This is a genomic window from Spongiimicrobium salis, assembly GCF_043678055.1.
Taxonomy (GTDB): Bacteria; Bacteroidota; Bacteroidia; order Flavobacteriales; family Flavobacteriaceae; genus Spongiimicrobium; species Spongiimicrobium salis.
Map to the genome: position 1 here is coordinate 322993 of NZ_JBHEQA010000002.1, position 22648 is coordinate 345640.

Consider the following 22648-nt stretch of genomic DNA (forward strand, 5'->3'; position numbering starts at 1 on the left):
GTTTCTTTCATTTATGCTAACCATGGGCTGTGGGCAAGCACAGGAAAAAGAATCCAATAAGGCGATTGACGAAGGTATTACCACGGAATTGTACGATACCTATGATTCCTATAAAGAATCAAGTATTGGAAAAAGAAGGATAAAACACAAAGACCTACAACCATTGATTGACCACTATAGGCAAAATCCAAAATTCACGGTAAATAAGGTGGGAACCTCCATTGAAGGTAGGGATTTAACATTGATCAGCATAGGGACGGGGGAAATCGATGTTTTCTTATGGTCACAGATGCATGGGGATGAGCCTACCGCATCCCAGGCCATATTCGATATTTTTAACTTTCTGGATAGTGATAGTTTTAAAGCGGAAAAAGAAGCCATTCTAAGCAATCTCAAATTACATTTTTTACCGATGCTCAATCCCGATGGAGCAGAGGTATACCAGCGAAGAAACACCTTGGGAATAGATATTAACCGAGATGCCCTGCGTTTGCAATCCCCGGAAGGAAGAACCTTAAAAAGAGTTCGGGATAGTCTTGAAGCTGATTTTGGGTTTAATCTACACGATCAAAGTACCTACTACAATGCAGAATTGACCAATAAACCAGCAACCATATCGTATTTGGCCCCTCCCTATAATTATGAAAGAGAAGTGAACGCAGTGAGAGGAAACGCAATGAAAGTCATTGTTTTTATGAATACGATCATACAAAAATATGCTCCTGGACAAGTAGGGCGCTATAGTGACGATTTTGAGCCCAGGGCATTTGGGGATAATATCCAAAAATGGGGCACTAGCACTATTCTGATTGAATCCGGGGGATATCCAAACGATATTGAAAAACAGGAAATACGAAAATTGAACTATGTTTCCATCTTATCCGCCATATATACTATTGCCAAAGGGAATTACAAAGAGATACCTTTGGAAGATTATGAAAAAATACCTCAGAACGACCGTAAATTGTTCGATCTAAAAATAGAAGGCGTAACCTATGAGCTCTTGGGAAAACCCTATACCATAGATATTGGGATCCATCGTTTGGAAGTAGATAAGGAAGGGCATAATGATTTTTGGTATAGTAGTCGTATTATCGATCAAGGCGATTTATCTACCTACTATGGCTATGAAACGGTCAATGGAGAGGGCTATACCTTGCGTCAGGGAAAAGTGTACCCAAAAACAATGGCTAATATGGAAGCCGTAAAAGATTTGGATTTTGCACAATTGTTAAAGGAGGGCTATGCCTATGTCAGGGTAAAGAAAATCCCTTCTACCGCACTTTCCTTTGATCACAGCCCCTTGCACCTGATAAGCGAGTCCTATGAAATTCCGGAATTTCGTATAGAGATAGGGCAGAACCCCACTTTTTTGATGGAAAAAAATGGGGAAATATTAAGCGCCGTGATCAACGGTTCTTATATAAGCCTTACCAAAGGCTTTAAACCAATCTTGTTCAATTGGAACGGTAATGGGATGATCTATAGATAGTATACGGTTTAGTGTTCAATGACAACACTTTCCCCTGGAATCCATTGTTTATCCTCATCGCTATAGTAGAGGTATGCACTGCTCGCTGGAGCGGTATAGCTTCCTGCAATTTCTGCTTTTAGGCTAAAGCGTAATGTTTTTGTTTCTTTAGGCCTAAATTCGCGCCAATAACAAATAATGTAATTCTCGGAGAGTTCGTAATACGCCACTTTGTGCTGTTCCAAGAACTCCTCCAACTGCCAGGGTTGCAATGAAGCTCCGGAAGGGATGCCGATAATGGCCGTCACCATGGGAATTCCTTTCGCTTCCATATTCTTAATATCTACCTTCATAGGAATAATATCCCCAACACGATAATTGTTCACTGGGATATGGGTATCCATAAGTACTTTACAGGCCTCGGAAGAATCGGGTAGATAACTGTCCCATTGCAGGACTAAACTGTAAGGAAACTGCAATTTATTGGAACTAAATTCCACCTGAACTTCTTGCGTACCTGAAGTAATATACTTTGCAATATCCCGTATTTTAATGATGCCATTTGGGGTATATTCCAAAGCACGTCTAAGCGTATGTCCATTTATGGTCAAAGCGATGTTGTCTTCGGCGGAGAGGATATCTCTCTTAAAATTTTTAGTGTAAGCGATCAATGCCTTTAGGGCCATTGCTGTAGATTGTGTAGCCCCAAAACGTCCGTGTTTTCTGTTTTTTAAAATAGATTCAATGCCTTGAGTAATATAGGTCTTATGTTTTTGTTCTTCCCTTAGCAAGGCCAATACCGTGAATGCCGAGGTTTCAATAATTTTCCCGTTACCATAAGAACGTGTAATGGTATGGGAAACAGGCAATTCGGAAAAACCGTTTTGCGCAATATGCTTTTTAATTTCCCGAAGAAGCAATTGCGCTTTTTCCTTCTTATTAAAGTTATAACTAGCCAGAGTCATTAAGGCCAGGCGATAGGCATCCTTGCTCTTTAAGGCTTCGTTATAGGCATATTCATATTCTTTTTGGATATCTACTTGGATTCCCGCTTCGCTAAGCGCATATACAATATAGGCATTGGCGACATCTTTGGGAGAGCTGGCAAAACTGTCGTATCCCTTGTTCGATTTCATAAATCCGCCTTTACCGTCTCTCCGACTCATAAGCCATGCTACAGTTCGTTTCAACATTTTTTCACTAACCCCTTTATAAACTTCCTTCATTTCTGTAAACTCCAAAACTCCATAGGCAGTTAAGGTTTCATGGGGAGGCGTATCCCCAAACCATTCAAAGCCCCCTTCTTTGGTTTCAAAACCTATTAACTTTTGATAGCCCTCTTTAATAAATTTCAAAGCCCGCCGTTCTATCTTTGGATTACTTTTTCCGCTTTCTTTTAAATATTTCAGAACCATGATATTGGGGTAAGTACTGGAAGAAGTCTGTTCAAAACAACCATAGGGTTTTCTGATCATCCCCTCAATGCCATCCAAAACATCGCCTATAACATCGGTATAAATGTTGAATTCGGCGGTTAAACTTTTGGGGACAACCTGTGCTACATTGAATTGGAAAGCTTGACTCTTATTTCCGGATAGGCTGGCCTCCGTTGGGAAATAAGGACTTATTATGCTTATATCTTTTTGTACGACATCATTGTAATAGGAGGATTTTGCCGTAATTCCAAGGGTACCTTTAGTGTCTACTTTAAGAGGTATAATCTTTATAGGTTTAGTTATAGTACTGTTGGCCTCTATATAGATGGTTTTGGGCAAATCTTCTAAAGGTTTAATAGAATTCGGTAGCTCAAATGATAACTGAACATTAAAGGAATTGCTGGCATTATTGCTAATGACCATGGGTAAAACTACGGTATCATTGACCGCCATATAATTAGGGGTCTTAACATCGATATGTAGTACCTTTTTGGTACTATAATCCTTTTCAGCCCTGCCTACCAATCCGTTATACCCTATACCTTCTGCAGTAACTTTAAAGGAAGTTATGGCGTCGGAATTATAAAATTCAAGTGTAGCTGTTCCTGCTTCGTCGGTCTGTACTACTGGATTCCAGTAAATGGTCTGCCTGAAATCCGAACGCTCATGGGGAAGTGCCTTTCCCGTATACTGGGGAACATAAAATTGTTTTTTACGATGGTTGCTATAATAGGGATAGGAATAAAATTGAGCCGTTGCATAATTGTTGTATTTGGAACTATGTAGCTTCTTTTTCCGACCGTAGTCTTTTGCGCCATTTTTACTGTTTATGAGAATCACTCCGTTGCTTGCTGCGGTACCATATAATGTGGTTGCCGCAATATCTTTTAAAACAGTTATGGAGGAGATTCTTGAGGGGTGTAGTACGCTAACATCCCGGGAATTAATGGGTACCCCATCTAAAATGTATAAAGGCTGACTGTTCCCAGAAATGGCAGCTGCTCCCCGTATGATAATGGAGGTATCCTTGGAAGTGGCGCTGCCTGTAGTATTAATTTGTACCCCCGCCACCTGACCTTGAAGTGCACTGGCGATACTCTGATATTGTTGAAGATTTTCACTATGTATGAAAGCAGCGCTGGCACTCAGGTTTCTTTTTGCCATTGAACCATATCCAACTACGACAACTTCGTCTAAGGATTCACTATCCTCTTCCAAACGTATAGGAGCTATAACCTGCTGTTGTATTGGTTTTTGAAGCGGTTTTACAACAGCTTTAAATCCCTTTACATCGCTGAAATCCTTAGGATGGCTTGTCTTGTTCTTTGCGGATTTTGTGCCTGTGGTGGTGTTCCCTTTTACAATGCGAAGTTGTTTTTTATCTTCTCTATAAGCCAAAAGAATATGATGTATTCCCTCGGCAATTTTAAAAGTATAACTACCATTTTTATGTGTCTCATCTACCAGTACTTTGTTGCCGTAACGATCAAAAAGTAAAATATTGGCCTGAATGGGATTGCCATCGGTATCGTGGACTTGTATGGTTTGCAAGCCTTTTTGTTCAGGCTTATAAACTGCTTCTTTAAGGGGTAAGACATCGTTTTGGATGTAGTTGCGCCATCCGTGGGTAAGCATGACGTAATCCAGTGCTTTTTTGGATTTGGGCTCTTCTTCATCAAAGTAAAATTTGGGTTTGTAGATCTTTCCCTTCAATTCTGAGGATAATAGTAAATAGGAGGAAATATGATCTTGTTTATCGTCAGCAAAAGACAAGAGGGCATTATCAGCAACACTGAGGGATAGGTTTGCAGGAACGGGACTATTCTTTTCATCTGTAGTTTTAATGTGAATCATCACCTTTTCCCGAGTTTCATAGATCTCTTTATCCGAGTTAATACGAACTACTAACTTTTTAGATGCGTTGAGAAACACCAGACGTTCCGCTAAAATTTCTCTTTGTGAATCCATTAGGGAAAATTTCGTTATACCTGCGGGAAATGCTGTGGTAGGAATGGATAAGGGAGTTTGATCAGAAGCTACCTCTTGACGATGTAAAAGCTGGGAGGCGTTTGAAACCTCTAGGAATAGAGCTGTATTTGTGGTATTGTAAATATGGAAAGTGGCATTTTTAGGAGTGCTTTCCAGGATAAAATTGACTCCTTTGCTGTGGACTTTAGGAAGCTTTATTTTCTTCTTGGAGAGGAAGGGAGAGGTAATCAACGCATAATAGGTTTTGGAAGCTTCCGGGCTGAGATAAAATCCGCCCATACCATTGTGATAACTGGTAAAATCAGTAATTCTAAGCCCGTTTTCATCAGTAATGATTCCGGCTACATCTACAGGTTTGGCAAATTCATTCAAAGCTTTAAAAGCCACGTGATTTTTGGTTTTTTCCAAAAGTTTTCCGCTTTCCGGGAAAAATTGGAGATCAATGGTATCTAAGGTAATGGGAACACTACGAGAGATAGAAACTGTTGTTTCGTTATACGGCACAAGAATATTTAAGACCACATCCGCAGTATTTAAGGTATCGGGCAGATTAAAAATAGGCTTTGCCTTTCCTTCACTACCTGTCTTTATTTTTTTTAAGAGAAATGATTTGCCTTTCAACAGGACCGAAAAAGTGATTTCTTTGTTGGGCAAGGGATTATTCTTTAAATCTTTAACCTCAAAATTTGCCTGTACTTTTGAGTTTTGCCCATAACTTTCTTTTTCGAAGCTCAATTGTAGAAGTAGTTTAGGTTTAACCACTTTTTGGACTGGAATTTTTTTGGTAAAAAAAGAGGAGGTTCCATAATTTTTCATCCACTGACTATACATTTTTAGGGTATACATACCGCCCACCCAGTCGTTGGCAATAAAAAAATCCCCATAAGCATATCCTTGTTGTACATCTAGCTTTAAACTTTTTACTACAATGCCTTTTGGCGATATGAGTTCGGCAAAAATAACATCGCTCGTGGTTGTGGCTTTATTCTCGCTATCCACAATATAGGATTTGAACCAAATGGTCTCCCCTGGAAAATAAAAAGGACGATCGGTATGGGTATATATTTTCTCAAGGCCTATTGCCGTTTTGTCTGAAAGTGTAAAGGCAGCACATAGTAGGACAACAATCCAAAGTAAAGCGCTCCGTAGAAAAGTTTGAATGGTTTTCATAGTTATATTTTTATGTTCATCTGAATACCCAACTCGCTGGTTAAGGGAGTATTGAAAAAATGCAAACCCTGCCCGGCAGTTTGATCGAATAAATTGCTGTAAGGATTGGCACCTTTATATTTGGCGTATGTAAAAATGTTCTTCCCATAGATGCCTACACTAAACTTTCGGAAGAAACCTTCATCTTTTCCATGGGCAAAGTCAAAAGCAATATGAAAAGAGCGAAGGTTTACATAACTACCATCAACAATAGCTTCTTCTGCCACGCCGTCATAGCCGTAGCGTATAAAACGATTTTGAGAGATATCCATTCCCGGATCCGCAAAATTGACGGCTGTGGTATTGGGATTTCCAGTTTCGGTGACACCGGGAAATACAAAATTGGTAATAGAGCGCTCTTGGGCGGATTGCTGTGATCTTCCCAAATAATTCAGCACATTCTGGGTGCCATTCCACACATCGCCTCCTTTTTGATAATCCAAAAGAAAATCCAATTCAAATCCTTTCCAGGAAAACCTATTTTGAAACCCCAAGTTAAAATCGGGTGTAGGATCACCAATGATACCCAGTTCCTCTGCAACTTTGGGAAAACCTTGGGCATCAATAATACGGGCACCTTCTGCATTTCGTTCGAACCTTGAACCTACAATTACGCCTGCAACTTCTCCCGGAATCAGATTTTTGGAAATGGAACGAAAACCGGCAATAGGTAATGGTCCATCTCCATCAGCGACCCTTAAAACCTCGGTCCTATAGGTTGAAAAGACAATGCTGGGGTGATATGACAAATTTTTATATCCACCTCTGATATGGCTGCCCAACTCTATTTCAAAGCCTTTACTTTGAATATCGGCACTGTTTTTTAAAACAAATTGATTTTGATCCCATACAGGGAATACACTTTTTCTGGTGGTGTTACGATAATAAATCACGCTTAAATCGATAGGGGCATAGGGAATATGAAAAGTAAAATCAGCGCCTATTTCGTAACTCCTTTTTTCTTCTAGTTCTAAATCGTCATTTACGAAAAGATCCTGATTTGTGGTATAGCTAAGACTTTCTTCTGGTTCCAATCGCAAGGCATTATGGCTTTGATTGGCATAGTATAACGGCAGGTAATTGACATCGTTGGAAAAGGAAGCGGTAAGCATAAAGCGATAGTTTCCGTGCCAGTCAAAGAGTTGCCTGATATCGGTCTTCAGTTCAAGACCTGGCAGCCAAGTTTTTGAAGGCTGTATAGAGGATAGGAAACTATTGTTAGTGAAGGACAATGTGGTTTCCCATTCCCATAGTTCCAAGGAAATTTTATTGAAAAAACGATAGGTGTTCCTGTTTAAATCTCTTTCTATGAATCTCATTGAAGGTGGTGGGGTAACCGTGCTACCGGCTATCCCGGTTCTTTCGGAAAAAATAAAGTTAAGTTGATCGTAATCATAGAAAATGGTACTTAAGATGTCTAGGTCCATGCTGTCACTTAAATAAGTATGGTAATTGAAATTTAAGCTTAGGTCAATATGTTGCTCCCTAAAAGTTTTATCCGTTTGAAATCCGTTTAAAAATCCAACTGTACCTGGTAATACACCAAAATCTTGTCGGTTTTTAGAACTTTGGTAACTCAATATGGTCTTTAAAGAAAACTCATCCAGAATATTGAATTTGTTGGTAAGACCAGCAATAAAAGTCCGATTTTTGGTTTGATTGGTATTTGAAGATAATAACCAACGAGGATTGTTAAAACGACCAGCACTAAAGCTACGCTGCTCTCCATTAGGAAGTACCTCTCCTTGGTTGAGATCAAAACTTGCGGGAGTTGCCAATAGCTGTTGTAGGATATTGTTTTGAAATCCATTCGTATTGGGTTGATTCTGTTTGGAATGGATCAATTTTAGAAAAGTATCCCAATAAATGCTATGGTCACGAGCATTGTGTTTATATCTTAAGTTGAGATGCTGAGCCCTGTTTTTTTCTCTTCCATAGATGTCTTTAGCGGTGCTATGGGTGTAATCAATACCGCCAAAATCCTGATCTGTGTTTAGATTAAAAAAAGCTGTGTTGGTTGTTTTTCCAACCGATTCAAAAATAGTATTGTCATAGGCAATGGCCGAAACACCGTTTCCAGAGTTTAGGGGAACTAAGGAACCATTTTGATCAAAGGGGGAGTCGCTTCCGTCAAATTCCAAAGTGGATAATGCAGGGCCATACGAAAAGAAATTGTCCGTTTCTGGCCCCAAAAAGGCAATAGAGCCATTGAAAGGGCCTCCTTGGCTAAATGTATTCTGAATTTTGGGTAAATTCCTTTGTGGTATGAATTGCAAGGCCGAATTGGAACTGACCCCAAGTTCAAAAAAAACATCTGGACTAAAATACGTGATATTCAATTCGTCTTTGCCAAACTCAATTTTTTTGATTTTTTTATACGGTAAAGAACCTTTTTGACGATTATAGGTATGACTACTTTCCAATATACTTTTTATACTATGCGAAGTGTCCCTAACTTTTTCCAGGGCTTTAGCAAAGGCATCGCTTTTTATGGCTTCTACTTTTTTTTGTTCTACCATAGCCTTAGAAACCCCCTTGGAGAACATATCCGCGTTCACCACAATGTATTTGGTTTTTTGGCCTAAATAAGAATAGCGTAAGGTATTGCCAATAGAACAAGCAATGCTATAATTCCCATCGAAATCGCTTTGCGTCCCAGTATTCTTTCCCACAACAACAATGCTTACACCGGGTAAGGGTAAACCATTACTATCGGTTAATTTCCCAGAAATAATACCAGATTGTGCCCAGATGGAAAAGTTCGACAAGAGCAATATGAAGAGAAGGAATCCTGTTTTTTTTGGTTTTTTCATAGGGTTGGTCTATTAGTCTGGTACTAAACTATGAGCTGCAGGAAGAAAAAAAAATCCAGTTTGAGGGAACTGTCCCTCTGGATGAGGGAAAATATATTTTGGTGGAGGAGATACAAAGACGGGCATCAAAGAAATGACTGTGCAGGCAATGTAACAAGGATATTCAGAGGCTAAACAAAAACAAAAGCCATTCCCGAAAGAATGGCTTTTGAAGCATTAGAGAAATTAGAAAAAATAATAATAGCTTATAAGTTTTCCGCTTCTAGGAGTGCGAAAAATTTATCTAGGTTAGGAATAATAACAATTCTGGTTCTTCTGTTTTTGGAACGGTTCTCCTTGGTATCATTGTCTACCAAAGGCTGATAACTGCTACGTCCTGCTGCAATGAGTTTAGCGGGGTCCACTTCATAATCCTCTTGTAGTGTTCTAACGATAGATGTGGCTCTTTTTACACTAAGATCCCAGTTGTCTTGAAATAATGCGGTACTAATGGTTCTGGAATCGGTATGGCCTTCTACCATGACTTCCATACTTGGTTCGGAGTTAATGACACCGGCAATCTTTTCTAAAATAGTATTGGCCTTATTACTTATGCGGTAGCTACCACTATTGAATAATAACTTGTCAGAGATATTGATCATTACAACGGTCTTGTCAATATCAATATTGACATCGTCATTATCATCTGCAATGGATTTTTTTAGATTGTAGGAAACGGCCAAATTAATGGAATCTTTCATGGTCTTAGCCTCAGCTAAAGCACTGGGATCTACTTTCGCCAATGTGGCGCGCATTTTATCCCTGGTGTTCTTGCTCATGACAGCAACATCATCGATAGAGGTCAATTGACTGTCATTGATTTCTTTGAGAGAATTGATTTTTTCATTGTAAGCTTCAACTCTTGCTTCAATTTTGGAAACTTTGGATTCCAAATCTTCCTTCTCTACCTGTGTTTTGGTCAACTGGCTTTTGGTGGTGGCCAAATCGTTTTCCAAAGCGAGGTATTTCTTTTTAGAAACGCATGACGTCAGGGTCAATGCGGTACCTAAGATAATGGGGATGATTCTTTTCATTTTCAAAATGTATTTAGTTCTTTAAAAATTATTTGTGCAATAGTATACGTGCCGAAATAAAAAAAAGATGTTTTGAAGAGAGAAAAAAGTCATTCCAAATAAAAAAAGGCACTCAAAGAGCGCCTTTTGTTTGCTGTTTTTTTAGGTTTATTCACAACCTCCGGTAAAGCCATCGGCACTGAATCTGGTTTGTACGGCACCTTGGGAATTCCCGGAAACTACTTGAATGGCTAGATTATTATTTCCACTGCCATCACGTTTTGGACTGCAATATTCGAACAAATAAAAACTATTGGCTTGCTGGGAAACTCGAAATGAAATATCATTGAATGTATTTTCCAGTTCTTGGGCATTCCCTGCAAATACGCTAAAAGTTTTTCCGATTTCCATTAAGGTTTGTGTTTCTATTTCACTTCCCAAACCAATAGAGAAAAAGGAAATGTTGGAATTCGCCTCTCTCACGCTGCGTAAAGCCGCATCTTCGGTAAACCTCGAGGCCTGATCGGTACCATCCGTAAAAATTACCACGGAAGCAGCACTGATCACATCATTTTGCCGACTCTCATCCAACAAGTTTTCGGCAATATCGGTGGCTTTGATCACCGCTCCGTACAAATCCGTGGAAGGGTCATTGCTGATATCGGGCGTAATTCCATTTATTGCGGCTGTTAGCTCTTCTTTTGAGGCAGTCAATGGATTCAATAAGTGTAATTCGTCTTCCCCGTCGAACCAATAAATAGCCATTTGAAAGGATTCCTGGGCGGTATCAGGAACCACATTGTCGATAAAGCTAATGGATGCTGTTTTTAGTTCGTCCAGGCTGCTGCTAAGGACACTGTTACTCAAATCCAGCACCAATAAAGTGTTGTTTGTGAATATTCTGGAATTGGGGGAAATTCGGGCTAGGGATTCCGAGGAAGAGATGGTGTTGAAGCAATCATCATTCCTTCCCTGTTCATAAATCGTAAATTGATCGGCCGTTAAATTGGGAACAGGAGCACCATTGGTATCAGAAACTTTAAAAAATATGGAGACTTTTCCGGGCAACGTGGTGAATTGATCTTGAATGGATAGAATCAATTGATTTTCGCCCAGATCAAGACATTCATCAACCGTTCTGCCTTCACCCAATCCGCCATCCCCAAAATTAGGATTAAAGCGTACATCATCATCTGCATTTCCACAGGAAACCACTAAAAATAAAAGGGAAAGGTATGTTAAAGTTTTGGCGTAAAGTTTCATTTTTCAGTTTTTATGTTCAGATAAAAAACGCTCAAAAACAGCGAAAATTATAGGGATAAATCCAAATAAATGTTAAAGTATGTTAAGTAAGTACGTCCATTTTCATTCCTTATCCATACTTCAAGGGACATATGTCCAGTAGGGAATGAAAGATTGGATTACTAATAAACTGTTAAAATGAAAGTCGTACTGTTAAATAAAAAATGGACAAGTTTTATTTTTGGTAACTTGTAGGATATTTAGAGACACAGAACACAATCACCTTAAAAACATAGATTATGCCAACGTTTGAATTAACAGTAAATGGTAAATCCCGAACTGTAGATGTAAGTGAAGACACACCACTTTTATGGGTGTTGCGAGATCACTTGGATTTAGTGGGTACTAAATTTGGTTGCGGGATAGCGCAATGTGGAGCATGTACGGTACATGTAGATGGAAATGCAACTCGCAGTTGTTCACTTCCTATTGGTGCCGCAGCAGGAAAAACAATTACGACTATTGAAGGCTTATCAGAAGATGGTTCCCATCCGGTGCAAGTGGCATGGAAAGCTGTAGACGTGCCCCAATGTGGTTATTGCCAGGCGGGTCAGATGATGACTGCCTCTGCTTTCTTGGAAAAAAATCCAAATCCGACCGAAGCGCAAATCAAAAATGCCATGCATGGTAACATTTGCAGATGTTCGTCATACAACCGTATTTATAGAGCTGTGGAAATGGCAGCGGATAAAATGGGATAATGCTAAATAAATAAACATGTTCCATGGGACTGTAGCATTCCTTTTGTAAATCACAGGACAGTACGATTCCAATTGAACGGAAAAACACTTAAAGAAAAAAACATGTCAACACCTATAACATTCAACAGAAGAAACTTTATACGGACCTCTTCTTTAGCGAGTGGAGGATTATTGATCGGATTCAATTTATTTTCCTCTTGTAAGCCTAAGGCAGCACCTACGGTAGAAATATCCCAACTGGATTTCAATGATTTCAATGCATTTATTAAAATAGCCGACAATGGGGCGGTAACAATTTTTTCTCCCAACCCGGAAATAGGACAGGGCGTAAAAACATCCATGCCCATGATCATTGCGGAAGAACTGGATGTTGCTTGGAAGGATGTCTATGTGCAGCAGGCCGTTTTGGATACGGAGAACTTTACACGCCAGGTTGCCGGGGGTAGCCAATCGATACGCCAAGGCTGGGATGCCTTGCGCAATACCGGGGCAACGGCAAGGCAGATGTTGGTCAATGCCGCTGCAAAACAGTGGGGCGTAGACCCCTCCGAATGTACCACCAGTGAGGGGGTCATTACAAATGCCAATGGCGATACCCTTACTTACGGTGATGTAGTAAAAGTAGCGGCTACTCTGGAAACCCCGGAAAGCGTTACGTTAAAGGAACCTAAAGATTTTAAGGTGATCGGAACCGACGTTCAAAATGTGGATATCGATAAAATCATTACAGGGAAACCTTTATATGGAATGGATTTTAAGGCAGAAGGCATGGTATATGCCGCTGTTTTGAGACCTCCCGCTTTTGGACAGAAATTGGAATCCTATGATGATACTGCGGCCAAAGCAGTTCCCGGTGTGATCGATGTTATCCGAATGGGACAAAAAGGAAGAGATTTATTAAAGCAAGAACGGCAGAACTGGACCACCAAATTGGGCGAAACGGACAAAGTTGTGGTATTGGCTAAATCCACCTGGGAAGCTTTTCAAGGAAAAAAAGCCTTAAAAGCTACTTGGACCGAAGGAACGCCTACCGAGAGTACAGCATTCCATGATAAGAAATTATTGGAAATTCTGGATGGCAATGATTTTAATACCCGCCGTTCGGATGGAAATATCAAAAAAGCCTTTGCCGAGGCAGATCAGATTTTGGAACGTACCTATGAATCTCCATTTTTACCACATAACTGTATGGAACCCATGAATTTCTTTGCAGATGTTACCGGAGATAAAATACGTTTGATCGGCCCAACACAAACCCCCGAATCTACAGCAGGTGCCGTGGCAGAGATGCTGGGAAGGGATGTAGCCGATATTAGTGTGGAAATGTCCCGTATCGGAGGTGGCTTTGGTAGACGTCTGTACAGCGATTTTGTATTGGAGGCTGCCGAGATTTCCCAAGCAATAAATAAACCGGTAAAAATGGTTTCCTCTAGGGAGGACGATATGACCGCTGGAGTATACAGACCAGCAATTAAGTATCGCATAAAAGCTTCCGTAAAGAATGGGAAGGTTACAGGATATCATTTAAAAGAGGCGGCTGTTAACAGCAATATGTATGGTCTAATTCCCAATTTCTTCCCCGCTGGGGCCATTGAAAACTATCAGGTAGATACTGCAAATTATCAGAGCAATATTACTATTGGCGCCTGGAGGGCTCCTTATACCAATTTCCTTTCTTTTGCCGAACAAAGTTTTTTTGATGAATTGGCAGAAATGATGGGCGTGGATCGCGTACAATTACAATTGGATCTGTTGCAAAAGGTAAAAGGACATAATGACGAATTCATTCAATATTCTCCAGAACGCTTGGAAGGGGTGATCAATGAAGTGGTCGAAAAATCCAATTGGGGAAATAAAGGAGGAAATACTTATCAAGGATTCTCGGCCTATTACTGTCATAACACGCATGTGGCGGAAGTTGCCGATGTGGAAATAGAAAACGGACAGCCCGTAGTGAAGAAAGTTACCGCAGTAATCGATTGTGGTATTGTAGTGAATCCATTAGGGGCTAAAAATCAGGCAGAAGGCGGTGTTGTGGATGGCGTAGGACATGCCATGTTTGGAAACTTTACGTTTGAAGACGGCGTACCGCAGGCCCAAAACTTTGACGGCTATCGCTTGGGAAGAATGAAAGAAGCTCCTACCGTAGAAGTACACTTTGTGAAAAATGAATTGGCGCCAACAGGTTTAGGAGAACCAACCTTCCCACCTGCAGGTGCAGCAGTTGCCAATGCCTTGAAAGCTGCTACGGGAAATAGGATCTACAATCAGCCTTTCACTTTGAATCCGGAACTATTAAAAATGCCGAAAAAAGAAATTATAGGATAAGAATGACAATTTTATTATTTGGAATAACAAAGGATATCATAGGCGCGTCTTCCTTATCACTCCCCATGTCCAATGGAATGGGAGGGAAGTCACCCAAGACGGTAGGAGAACTTAAAACCTATTTATCCAATACATATCCCGATCTCCAGAAATTATCTTCCATGGCAGTTGCAGTAAATAATGCCTATGCAGAAGATACCACGGTAATCGATGCTTTTGATGAAGTGGCTTTGATTCCTCCGGTTAGTGGAGGATAAGAAGTTGTAGTCATTAAAAGGAATACACACCAAACCCTTTTTAAAACCTATCCGTTGTGATAGGGACTAAAAAAGGGTTTTTGTAATGGAATTGATTTATATTTGATACAAATGGATGCAACAAAAATATATGGCCTTGTACTTTCCGGAGGAAAAAGTACACGGATGGGAACAGATAAAGGGAATATTGTGTATCATGAACTTCCCCAAAGGGAGCACCTTTATCATCTGTTGAATAAAATATGTGAAAGAACCTTTCTGAGTGTTCGTTCCGATCAGCAGGCAGACTTACCCAAGGATATGGACTATATCCTGGATAAAAATGAATACAGGGGTCCCTATAATGGACTACTAAGTGCACATGATGCTTTTCCAGAGGCTACATGGTTGGTTTTGGCCTGTGATCTTCCCTTGATGGACTATGAAGGAATAACAGAATTGTTGGAATCCAGGGATATGTCAAAAATTGCAACAGCCTTTGCCACGAGGGAAAGTCAATTACCAGAGCCTTTATGTGCTCTGTGGGAACCTGAAGCCTTGCGTAGTTCAAAGGCCTATTTGGATGCGGGCAATGGTACCTGCCCCCGTAAATTTTTAATTAATTCCGAGGTGCGATTGGTACACCCCAACAATGAATTGGTCTTACTTAATGCCAACTCCAAAGAAGAGTATACTTTAGCGTTGGATAAATTGAATTCCCATGAGTGATTATCGGTACATACGACAGACCACTTTAAAAGAATTTGGTCCTGAAGCCCAAGAAAAACTAGCAAATTCCAGCGTCTTGGTCGTTGGTGTGGGCGGCCTTGGTATCCCTGTATTGCAGTATTTAAATGCCATGGGCGTAGGTACTTTGGGAATGGTGGAGCAGGATATTGTGGACCTTAGTAATTTGCAACGGCAGGTCCTTTATACAGAGGACAATATAGGGCAATCAAAACTTGAAGTGGCTTTGGAAAAATTGCAAGCGCAAAATAGCTTGACTTCCTTTAAAACCTATTCCACTTTTTTAACTCGGGATAATGCTTTAGAAATTATAAAAGACTATGACCTCGTTGTGGATGCTTCCGATAATTTCCCAACACGCTACCTGGTCAATGATGCCTGCGTATTATTGAATAAACCCTTTGTATATGGTGCGCTGCATAGCTTTGAGGGTCAGGTTAGCGTATTCAATTATAAGGGTGGCCCCACCTATAGATGTCTATTTCCTAAAATGCCATCAAGTGAAGAAATTCCCAATTGCAATGAAAATGGAGTATTGGGCGTAATCCCTGGAATCGTAGGGAATTTTCAGGCCTTGGAAGCGGTAAAAGTACTTGCAGGAGTGGGAGAGGTGCTGTCTGGTAAATTGTTGCTATATAGTGGCCTAACTCAGGCTATGCAAAAAATAAACTTTAAGCGGCATTCGGACTATGCCAAGGTTACCACCCTGCAACAGTCCTATGATACGTTATATTGTGGCATTGAAGCATCTGTTAGCACAGAACACCTACTGAAACTGCTAAAGGCCAAAACCACCTTTCAGCTCATCGATGTGCGTACTCCGGAAGAGTTTGGACAACAACACCTGGACCAGGCCTTTAATATTCCTCTTGATGAGCTTTCACAACGTTGGAATGAAATTGATCCCACGCAGGATACCTATTTAATTTGTCAGTCTGGAAAACGGAGTCAAATGGCTTTGGAACAATTACAGACAAAATTTAAGGAAGCTACCTTCTTTAATGTAACGGGAGGAATAAATCAGTATAATAGGACGATCGCCCAAACTACTACATAGCTGTGAGGCTACTTGATCATGGAGGTTTCTAAAACAGATATTGCAATACTTATCTTGGCAGCGGGATCATCCACTCGTATGGGAACGCCCAAGCAAATTCTTCCCTGGGGCGATACCACTTTATTGGGAAATGCTATCCGCAGTGCCCAAGGCACCGGGATTAAGGACATCTATGTTGTCCTTGGTGCCAATGCACCTCAAATTCTCGAGATCAACCCCATAAAAGACATTCATTTTCTTACAAACTCCAATTGGAAAGAAGGATTGGGAACTTCTATAGCCACGGGCATGCGTTATTTTCAAGAAGCAAACAAAAACTATAGGGGAGTACTCGTTATGCTCGGAGATCAACCTTTGATCGATACGACCTATCTAAATAAGATGATCACTACCTTTACATTGACAAAGAACAGTATTGTTTGTACTGCCTATGATGAGAAAAAAGGGGTCCCCGCCCTTTTCGATCAGGTCTATTTTAAGGAGATGATTCTTTTATCCAAGGATTATGGGGCAAAAGAGATTCTCCACGCCAATAAAAAGAAACTTCTGGCATTAAATGCTTTAGGAAAAGCTGTTGATCTGGATACAATGGAAGCCTACAAAAGATTAAGGGCGGATACTTTTAGCAAGTCGTAATATCTTTAATTCCAGCAGATAAGGGTGTAAATTCCTTTAAGGATCACTTTTTTTTGAAAAAAAAATGAGACATTATCGAAAGTCTACGGTTATACTTATAAACCGATCAATCAAATAGTCGTATTTGGAGCATTCAGATTTAATACAAGCTTGCAAAGAGAATAGTTATAAAGCGCAAATGCAAGTGTACAAATTACATAAAGATAGTTTGTACAATACCAGCTTGCGTATTCTTAGAAACGAGCATGATGCAAAAGATGCTGTACACGATGCTTTTATCAAAGGGTTTCAACGCATCCACCAAATAGACGACGAAGGGAATTTAAGAGCATGGTTAAAGCGTATAACGATCAATCGTTCATTGGATATGCTCAAAGAAAAAAAGACCATGAGTTGGTTGGAAACCAATCCCATGCTTTTGGAAGATGAAACAGAAGCAGAATTGGAAGAATCGCAGTATCCACCTATTGCCGTAGTAAAAAAGGCGATAGAAGGATTGAAAGATAGATATCGGGTTATTGTCGTACTGTATTTGATTGAAAATTATTCCCATAAGGAGATTTCCCAATGCTTGGGTTTAAATGAGAGTACGGTACGAAATCAATACCGAAGGGGAAAACAGTTGTTAAGATCTCAACTGGAACGTAAAATGGAGTTATGAGTTTAAAAAAATATATAGAGAAACATAGAACGGCTTTTGAAGACCAAAAAATGCCACTGGACGCAACACAAGACTTTGAATTGCAATTGAAAAATACATTGCATACGTCATCAAAACAAAAAACAAACAGCTATACATACTTTGCTGTTGCGGCCAGTGTCTGTCTTCTTATGGGGCTTGGTTATTATTTCATACAAGATAGGACGGTTAAAGATGAAGTACGGGAGCAACTGATCTATTCCATGTCAGACCAGGTGGCCAGTGAACGTTTACAGGCAGTATATGATGTGGAGGAAAATTACAAAGAAGAGGATGATAGAATATTGGGAACCCTGTTTTCGCTTTTACATAAAGATGAAAATAACAACGTAAAAATTGCAACGATCGATGCCTTGGTCAAATTTTCGGAGAATGAGAAAGTACGTTTGCATTTGATCAAAGCTTTGGAAGAAGAGCATGAACCATTGGTTCAAATTAAATTAATACAATCAGTGACCGTTTTAAGGGAAAAGCGCGCGAAAAAGCCTTTAAAACAGCTTATCGAAGATAAACAAACCTTTCCTGTGGTCAAGGAAAATGCCACATTGGCAATGTTAAAATTAAAAAACGAATAAGATGAGAAATTGGATAACTATAAGTTTGGTATGTTGCTTCTTTATCGCAGCAATAGGCCAAGAGAAAAAAATTAAATTCAACAGTGGAGTGTTAAAAATTTGTTCCTCCTCCCATATGAAGATCAGCGGTTATGATGGAGATGAAGTGATTATTAGAACAGTACAGAACAATAGTTTTTTAGTAGAAGGACAGCATTCCAAAAGATATAGACCTAAGATTACCAAAAATGGAAAAAATGCAAATCCAGAAAAGAGCACAAAAGCCGATGCTATTCGTGTTTATAGAAGTCTAACGAATGGATTTACTGAACGGAAATTAGAAGAGGGTTTAAAGCCCTTGGGCACAAAATCTACCAACCCTGCCGATAATTTGTATTTGGATATAGAATTAAAAGAAGGGGAACTTCTAATTAAAGATTATGATTCGGGGAAAGGACAAGGACAGGTATTGGTTTTGAACAAAGAATACGAACTATTAATTCCCAATAGTATTAAATTGTTTTGGGATACCAAAGGCTGTAAAAAAACAAAGGCAAATAGTTTTTTTCTTCGATCTAAACCTTGGGAATTGAAGGACTTTAAGGGAGAAACCGAAATCTCGTCTTCTTTTGGTTCTATTTCTTTGATCGATGTAAGCGGACCAGTACTTGCAAATACTTTAGGTGGGAACGTTAAAGTGGTTTTTGACAAAGTGAAACCTAATGAGTTATATTCTATTATTAGCAATGACGGCCATATTGATGTACAATTACCCGAAAATGCCAATTTGAGTGTTAGAGCCATTGGTAGTCGTATTCTTAGCGATATTGACTTTAAGATTACGGAAGAAACCATTGTTTCAGGAATGAAGGCAATGCAGTTACAACTAAATAAAAGTAATATTAGCATGAAACTGAATGCAGGCTATGGAAATGTATATCTCCGTAAGAAATAAAACCATGAAGTCATAAAATAGATTCGTTTTAACAGCCATAGATTTATATTTTTATTGAGAATATAAATGGAAATAAAATAGTTATTTTGCAGACTATGGTAAAGATGAAGACAGTAGTATTGTTTGTAGTAGGGGCAATGACCTACAGTTTTTCCCCGGCGCAAGAGATGAGTTTTGAAGCCTATAATCCAAAATCTACTTTGGTGGTTCCGGGGAAGGAAATCAAAAAGGCCAGATTTCCTTTTATTGATGTACATGGCCATCAATACCGTATGGCTACCCAAGATTTATCCCAACTCATAAAGGACATGGATAACATGAATATGGGGCTAATGGTGAATCTCAGTGGAGGATCAGGGGATAATCTTAAAAAGGCCATTGAAAACGCAAAACGCAATTATCCAAATAGGTTTGCCGTCTTTGCCAATGTCAATTTTGAGAAGGTCGGTACGCCAGATTGGGGAACTAAAGCAGCGGCCCAGTTGGAAGCGGATGTACGGAATGGGGCTAAGGGGTTGAAAGTTTACAAAAGCCTTGGCTTACGAAATAAGGATGTGAACGGCCAGCGAATTGCTGTAGATGATGCCCGCTTAGATCCCATCTGGGCGAAGTGCGCGGAACTCGGGATTCCAGTATTGATTCACTCGGCTGACCCTAAATCTTTTTGGGACCCCTTTGATAAGGATAATGAACGCTGGTTGGAATTAAAAACACGCCCTGGAAGAAAACGCTCTGCCACGGACCCGGTGCCTTGGCAGCAGATTATTGATGAACAACATCGCATGTTCAAAAAACATCCTAAAACAAAATTTGTGAATGCACATATGGGATGGTATGCCAATAATCTAGGGAAATTGGGGGAACTTTTGGATGAAATGCCCAATATGTATGTGGGTATAGGTGCAGTTATTGCAGAATTGGGGAGGCAACCTCGATTTGCCCATCAGTTTTTTGTAAAATACCAGGATCGAATACTATTTGGAAAAGACAGTTGGAAACCCGAGGAGTTTCCTACCTATTTTAGAGTATTGGAAAGCAATGATGAGTACTTTCCATATTATAAAAAATATCATGCCTTCTGGTCCATGTACGGTCTGGGACTGCCCGATGAAGTGTTGAAAAAAGTATACTATAAAAATGCATTAAAACTTATTCCGGGATTAGATAAAAGCCTATTTGAATAAGGATAAATCTCTGCTGTAGGGGAGTAGGGCTACACGTTCTTCTTCGATATGCATCGCCAAAAAAATAGTAAGAAATATCCCTTGTTTCACTCAAGAAGCAAGGGATTTCTTTTACTTTGTATCTTTCGTTGACCTAGGGCAAACCGTTCGATAAAAAGGCTCTTTGAGCACTTATAAATATGCACTTAACTTCTTTTGCTGATATTCCTTATACATGTCATGAACCATGGCAATGTTTTCCTTAAACTGTGTATCGGTAAAAATACTTCGAATATTCTGTCTGATCTCTTCTAGACTATCCGTGTCTTTATCTCCGCGAATGCCTAAACCGTGATAGGCAATTCGTGCTGCATTTCCATTTTGATCAAAGCGTTTTCCAGAGTAAACTAACATTGGCACCGAAAAATGAATACACTCATTAATGCTATTGATGCCACCGTGATTAATACTGCAATCGCTAGCTTTTAAGACGCTTAATTGAGGAACCCAGTCAAACAAATGCACATTGGGCGGAATATCTCCTATATCCTTAACTGCGATATGCCTTCCCAAGGACATGATCAATATCCAATTGGATTCTGTAGCTACTGCCTGGACAACTTTTTTTAAAAAATGAACATCTCCTTTAACAAAACTACTAACAGAACAGTAGATCAATTTTTTATGGGATTGATTTTTGGTAGCCACAATGGTATCTATTTTTTGCTCCAAGGCAGCTACATCATTGTTAATATCTCGACCAACATGTACCATTGGTCCAATATAGCGCAGATTTTTGGGCGGAATATGAGGGAAATCCATGGATTTAATGTTCATGGTCCATATGGGAAGCGAAGTAAATGTAAATAAAGGAGGCATATTCGTGGGAATCAATGTTCGTGTAGGAAAACCGATACGTTGCGCATATGTTTTAAGAACACTACGCCTATAATTTTTAAATGTAAGTCTATTGACCAAAAGCCTTGCCCATACTTTTGCACGTATAATACACCAGGCTTTCACAATATGCAATCGCCTTCCTTGGCCTTCCTTATTGGGAACAATAGTAGATCGCAATGGAGGCAAGCGGGTGCTTATTTTGTTGGAAAACCAGGCGGTGTATAGCTTAACATTAATGTTGACGGCCAATGCTGCAAAAATAATATCGTGCAATTCCATATCAATGAGGGCGACATCGGGTTGGAGTTTTTTTAAGATGCTCTCGTATTCCGCTAATCCAAGTGCTCTTTTTCCAATATTGTAATGATTTGCGTAGTTTTTAATATGGTACAGAAAACGTTTTGTCCAGGAAACCCCTAATGCATGAGGGCTGAAGTTAAAAATGATCTGTGGCAATTGTAGATAGGAAAAACCCTGATGTTCCACTTTCTCCCGCACATCCTCCGGACATAGATAGGTAATGGAATGCCCTTCTGACTGCAACCTAGTGGCCATTTCAAAACTAGAATGGAGTCTTCCTGTTAACCCAGATACTATGATCGCTATATGTGACATACTACGGAAGGACTAAAGTGGTTGGTTAAGAATATCATGCTTACAAAATTAATTTAGGAGGTTATGTTGCCAAGAATTGATAGATACGGATTTCACTTTTCCTTTTACGGCAATCGCCGCGATACAACTTTTTCTGGGACTGAAGGAAAACATATCCCACTTTTCCCTTTCCAATGTGTCCCATTGTGTTTCTATAAGTTGTGCGATCATGTCATTGTTTAAGGTCACTGAAAAGGCGTCTAGAGGAAAAGAAAGCCCCATGCCTTTTGCTTTAATAAAGGCTTCCTTTCTCGTCCAACAACGGTAGAAACCCTCGAACTGATTTTTTTGACCCATGGATTCCAACGTATGGAGCTCTGTTGCTGAAAAAAAATTTCGCCCTACTTCCATAACGTCAAAATTATTTTTCATATATTCTATATCTACACCTATTTCATGGTCTTGGACAAAACCTATTACAATATAATTCTCAGAATGGGACACATTGAATTGTAATGAAGTAGGCTTTCGGAACTGGGGCTTTCCATAGGCTTCATAATCAAAATCAATATCTTGAGGAGGTTCTTTTAAATATGCCCCGCTTAAACAGCGTAAAACCCCTCTTGCTGTGATATAGGTACGTCTATCTTTAACAAATCGAAATCTAGAGGCCTTATATTTCTCATCTTCCGAGAGCAAATTAAAATAAGCCTGTTCCTGTTTCTCCGAAATAAGGGAGCTAACGTTCCAAATGTGCACGTTGGACGGAAGTAACTCATCTTTATGCTTTAATTTATGGATCAAA

At 39.7% G+C, this 22648-nt stretch carries 17 protein-coding genes; 11 read left to right on the top strand and 6 right to left on the bottom strand.

Annotated elements, in window-relative coordinates; genetic code table 11:
- Positions 1–22 precede the first annotated feature (22 nt).
- Positions 23–1492: a M14 family metallopeptidase gene (locus ACEXOE_RS10805; RefSeq protein WP_394749626.1), complete on the top strand. Its 1470-nt coding sequence runs from the start codon at positions 23–25 to the stop codon at positions 1490–1492.
- Positions 1493–1500: 8 nt separating this feature from the next.
- Here the strand turns inward: ACEXOE_RS10805 and ACEXOE_RS10810 are convergent, their stop codons facing one another.
- The 4 genes from ACEXOE_RS10810 to ACEXOE_RS10825 form a co-directional block, all read right to left on the bottom strand.
- On the bottom strand, positions 1501–6066 hold the full coding sequence (locus ACEXOE_RS10810; RefSeq protein WP_394748795.1) for a TonB-dependent receptor plug domain-containing protein: 4566 nt from the start codon (positions 6064–6066) through the stop codon (positions 1501–1503).
- A 2-nt stretch (positions 6067–6068) separates the two neighbouring features.
- Complete coding sequence (locus tag ACEXOE_RS10815) at positions 6069–8918, bottom strand: carboxypeptidase-like regulatory domain-containing protein (protein ID WP_394748796.1); 2850 nt, start codon at positions 8916–8918, stop codon at positions 6069–6071.
- Positions 8919–9163: 245 nt separating this feature from the next.
- A complete protein-coding gene (locus tag ACEXOE_RS10820; RefSeq protein WP_394748797.1) occupies positions 9164–9991 on the bottom strand; it encodes an OmpA/MotB family protein in 828 nt (275 codons plus the stop codon).
- Positions 9992–10138: 147 nt separating this feature from the next.
- Positions 10139–11233, bottom strand: a complete 1095-nt coding sequence (locus ACEXOE_RS10825) for a vWA domain-containing protein (RefSeq protein ID WP_394748798.1) — start codon at positions 11231–11233, stop codon at positions 10139–10141.
- 278 nt (positions 11234–11511) lie between these two features.
- Here ACEXOE_RS10825 and ACEXOE_RS10830 point away from each other — a divergent pair, with 278 nt between their 5' ends.
- The 10 genes from ACEXOE_RS10830 to ACEXOE_RS10875 all read left to right on the top strand — a co-directional run bounded on the left by ACEXOE_RS10830 (position 11512) and on the right by ACEXOE_RS10875 (position 20370).
- A complete protein-coding gene (locus ACEXOE_RS10830; protein ID WP_394748799.1) occupies positions 11512–11973 on the top strand; it encodes a (2Fe-2S)-binding protein in 462 nt (153 codons plus the stop codon).
- 102 nt (positions 11974–12075) lie between these two features.
- On the top strand, positions 12076–14301 hold the full coding sequence (locus tag ACEXOE_RS10835) for a xanthine dehydrogenase family protein molybdopterin-binding subunit (RefSeq protein WP_394748800.1): 2226 nt from the start codon (positions 12076–12078) through the stop codon (positions 14299–14301).
- Between the two features lie 2 nt (positions 14302–14303).
- Positions 14304–14558, top strand: a complete 255-nt coding sequence (locus tag ACEXOE_RS10840; protein WP_394748801.1) for a MoaD/ThiS family protein — start codon at positions 14304–14306, stop codon at positions 14556–14558.
- A gap of 111 nt (positions 14559–14669) precedes the next feature.
- Positions 14670–15266, top strand: a complete 597-nt coding sequence (locus tag ACEXOE_RS10845; RefSeq protein ID WP_394748802.1) for an NTP transferase domain-containing protein — start codon at positions 14670–14672, stop codon at positions 15264–15266.
- On the top strand, positions 15259–16341 hold the full coding sequence (locus tag ACEXOE_RS10850) for a ThiF family adenylyltransferase (RefSeq protein ID WP_394748803.1): 1083 nt from the start codon (positions 15259–15261) through the stop codon (positions 16339–16341). The genes ACEXOE_RS10845 and ACEXOE_RS10850 overlap by 8 nt, the downstream gene beginning before the upstream one ends.
- Positions 16342–16359: 18 nt before the next feature.
- Positions 16360–16977: a nucleotidyltransferase family protein gene (locus ACEXOE_RS10855; RefSeq protein ID WP_394748805.1), complete on the top strand. Its 618-nt coding sequence runs from the start codon at positions 16360–16362 to the stop codon at positions 16975–16977.
- 124 nt (positions 16978–17101) lie between these two features.
- Positions 17102–17638 (top strand): RNA polymerase sigma factor, encoded by a 537-nt coding sequence (locus tag ACEXOE_RS10860; RefSeq protein ID WP_394748806.1) that lies wholly within the window; start codon positions 17102–17104, stop codon positions 17636–17638.
- Complete coding sequence (locus tag ACEXOE_RS10865) at positions 17635–18252, top strand: HEAT repeat domain-containing protein (protein WP_394748807.1); 618 nt, start codon at positions 17635–17637, stop codon at positions 18250–18252. Before ACEXOE_RS10860 ends, ACEXOE_RS10865 begins: the two co-directional genes overlap by 4 nt.
- A gap of 1 nt (position 18253) precedes the next feature.
- Positions 18254–19186 (top strand): DUF4097 family beta strand repeat-containing protein, encoded by a 933-nt coding sequence (locus tag ACEXOE_RS10870; protein WP_394748808.1) that lies wholly within the window; start codon positions 18254–18256, stop codon positions 19184–19186.
- A 104-nt stretch (positions 19187–19290) separates the two neighbouring features.
- Positions 19291–20370: an amidohydrolase family protein gene (locus ACEXOE_RS10875; RefSeq protein ID WP_394748809.1), complete on the top strand. Its 1080-nt coding sequence runs from the start codon at positions 19291–19293 to the stop codon at positions 20368–20370.
- 171 nt (positions 20371–20541) lie between these two features.
- Here ACEXOE_RS10875 and ACEXOE_RS10880 read toward each other — a convergent pair whose 3' ends face one another.
- Positions 20542–21864: a nucleotide disphospho-sugar-binding domain-containing protein gene (locus tag ACEXOE_RS10880; protein ID WP_394748810.1), complete on the bottom strand. Its 1323-nt coding sequence runs from the start codon at positions 21862–21864 to the stop codon at positions 20542–20544.
- A gap of 48 nt (positions 21865–21912) precedes the next feature.
- Positions 21913–22647 carry a 4'-phosphopantetheinyl transferase family protein gene (locus tag ACEXOE_RS10885; RefSeq protein ID WP_394748811.1) on the bottom strand — a complete coding sequence of 245 codons (735 nt, stop codon included), beginning with the start codon at positions 22645–22647 and terminating at the stop codon, positions 21913–21915.
- Position 22648: the final 1 nt, after the last annotated feature.

What these genes read in the sequence shown, in the direction of transcription:
- ACEXOE_RS10855 (WP_394748805.1), top strand. Translation starts at nt 16,360, where the DNA reads ATGGAGGTTTCTAAAACAGATATTGCAATACTTATCTTGGCAGCGGGA.
- ACEXOE_RS10865 (WP_394748807.1), top strand. Translation starts at nt 17,635, where the DNA reads ATGAGTTTAAAAAAATATATAGAGAAACATAGAACGGCTTTTGAAGAC.
- ACEXOE_RS10835 (WP_394748800.1), top strand. Translation starts at nt 12,076, where the DNA reads ATGTCAACACCTATAACATTCAACAGAAGAAACTTTATACGGACCTCT.
- ACEXOE_RS10805 (WP_394749626.1), top strand. Translation starts at nt 23, where the DNA reads ATGGGCTGTGGGCAAGCACAGGAAAAAGAATCCAATAAGGCGATTGAC.
- ACEXOE_RS10820 (WP_394748797.1), bottom strand. Translation starts at nt 9,991, where the DNA reads ATGAAAAGAATCATCCCCATTATCTTAGGTACCGCATTGACCCTGACG.
- ACEXOE_RS10825 (WP_394748798.1), bottom strand. Translation starts at nt 11,233, where the DNA reads ATGAAACTTTACGCCAAAACTTTAACATACCTTTCCCTTTTATTTTTA.
- ACEXOE_RS10850 (WP_394748803.1), top strand. Translation starts at nt 15,259, where the DNA reads ATGAGTGATTATCGGTACATACGACAGACCACTTTAAAAGAATTTGGT.
- ACEXOE_RS10810 (WP_394748795.1), bottom strand. Translation starts at nt 6,066, where the DNA reads ATGAAAACCATTCAAACTTTTCTACGGAGCGCTTTACTTTGGATTGTT.
- ACEXOE_RS10845 (WP_394748802.1), top strand. Translation starts at nt 14,670, where the DNA reads ATGGATGCAACAAAAATATATGGCCTTGTACTTTCCGGAGGAAAAAGT.
- ACEXOE_RS10875 (WP_394748809.1), top strand. Translation starts at nt 19,291, where the DNA reads ATGAAGACAGTAGTATTGTTTGTAGTAGGGGCAATGACCTACAGTTTT.
- ACEXOE_RS10870 (WP_394748808.1), top strand. Translation starts at nt 18,254, where the DNA reads ATGAGAAATTGGATAACTATAAGTTTGGTATGTTGCTTCTTTATCGCA.
- ACEXOE_RS10830 (WP_394748799.1), top strand. Translation starts at nt 11,512, where the DNA reads ATGCCAACGTTTGAATTAACAGTAAATGGTAAATCCCGAACTGTAGAT.
- ACEXOE_RS10880 (WP_394748810.1), bottom strand. Translation starts at nt 21,864, where the DNA reads ATGTCACATATAGCGATCATAGTATCTGGGTTAACAGGAAGACTCCAT.
- ACEXOE_RS10815 (WP_394748796.1), bottom strand. Translation starts at nt 8,918, where the DNA reads ATGAAAAAACCAAAAAAAACAGGATTCCTTCTCTTCATATTGCTCTTG.
- ACEXOE_RS10840 (WP_394748801.1), top strand. Translation starts at nt 14,304, where the DNA reads ATGACAATTTTATTATTTGGAATAACAAAGGATATCATAGGCGCGTCT.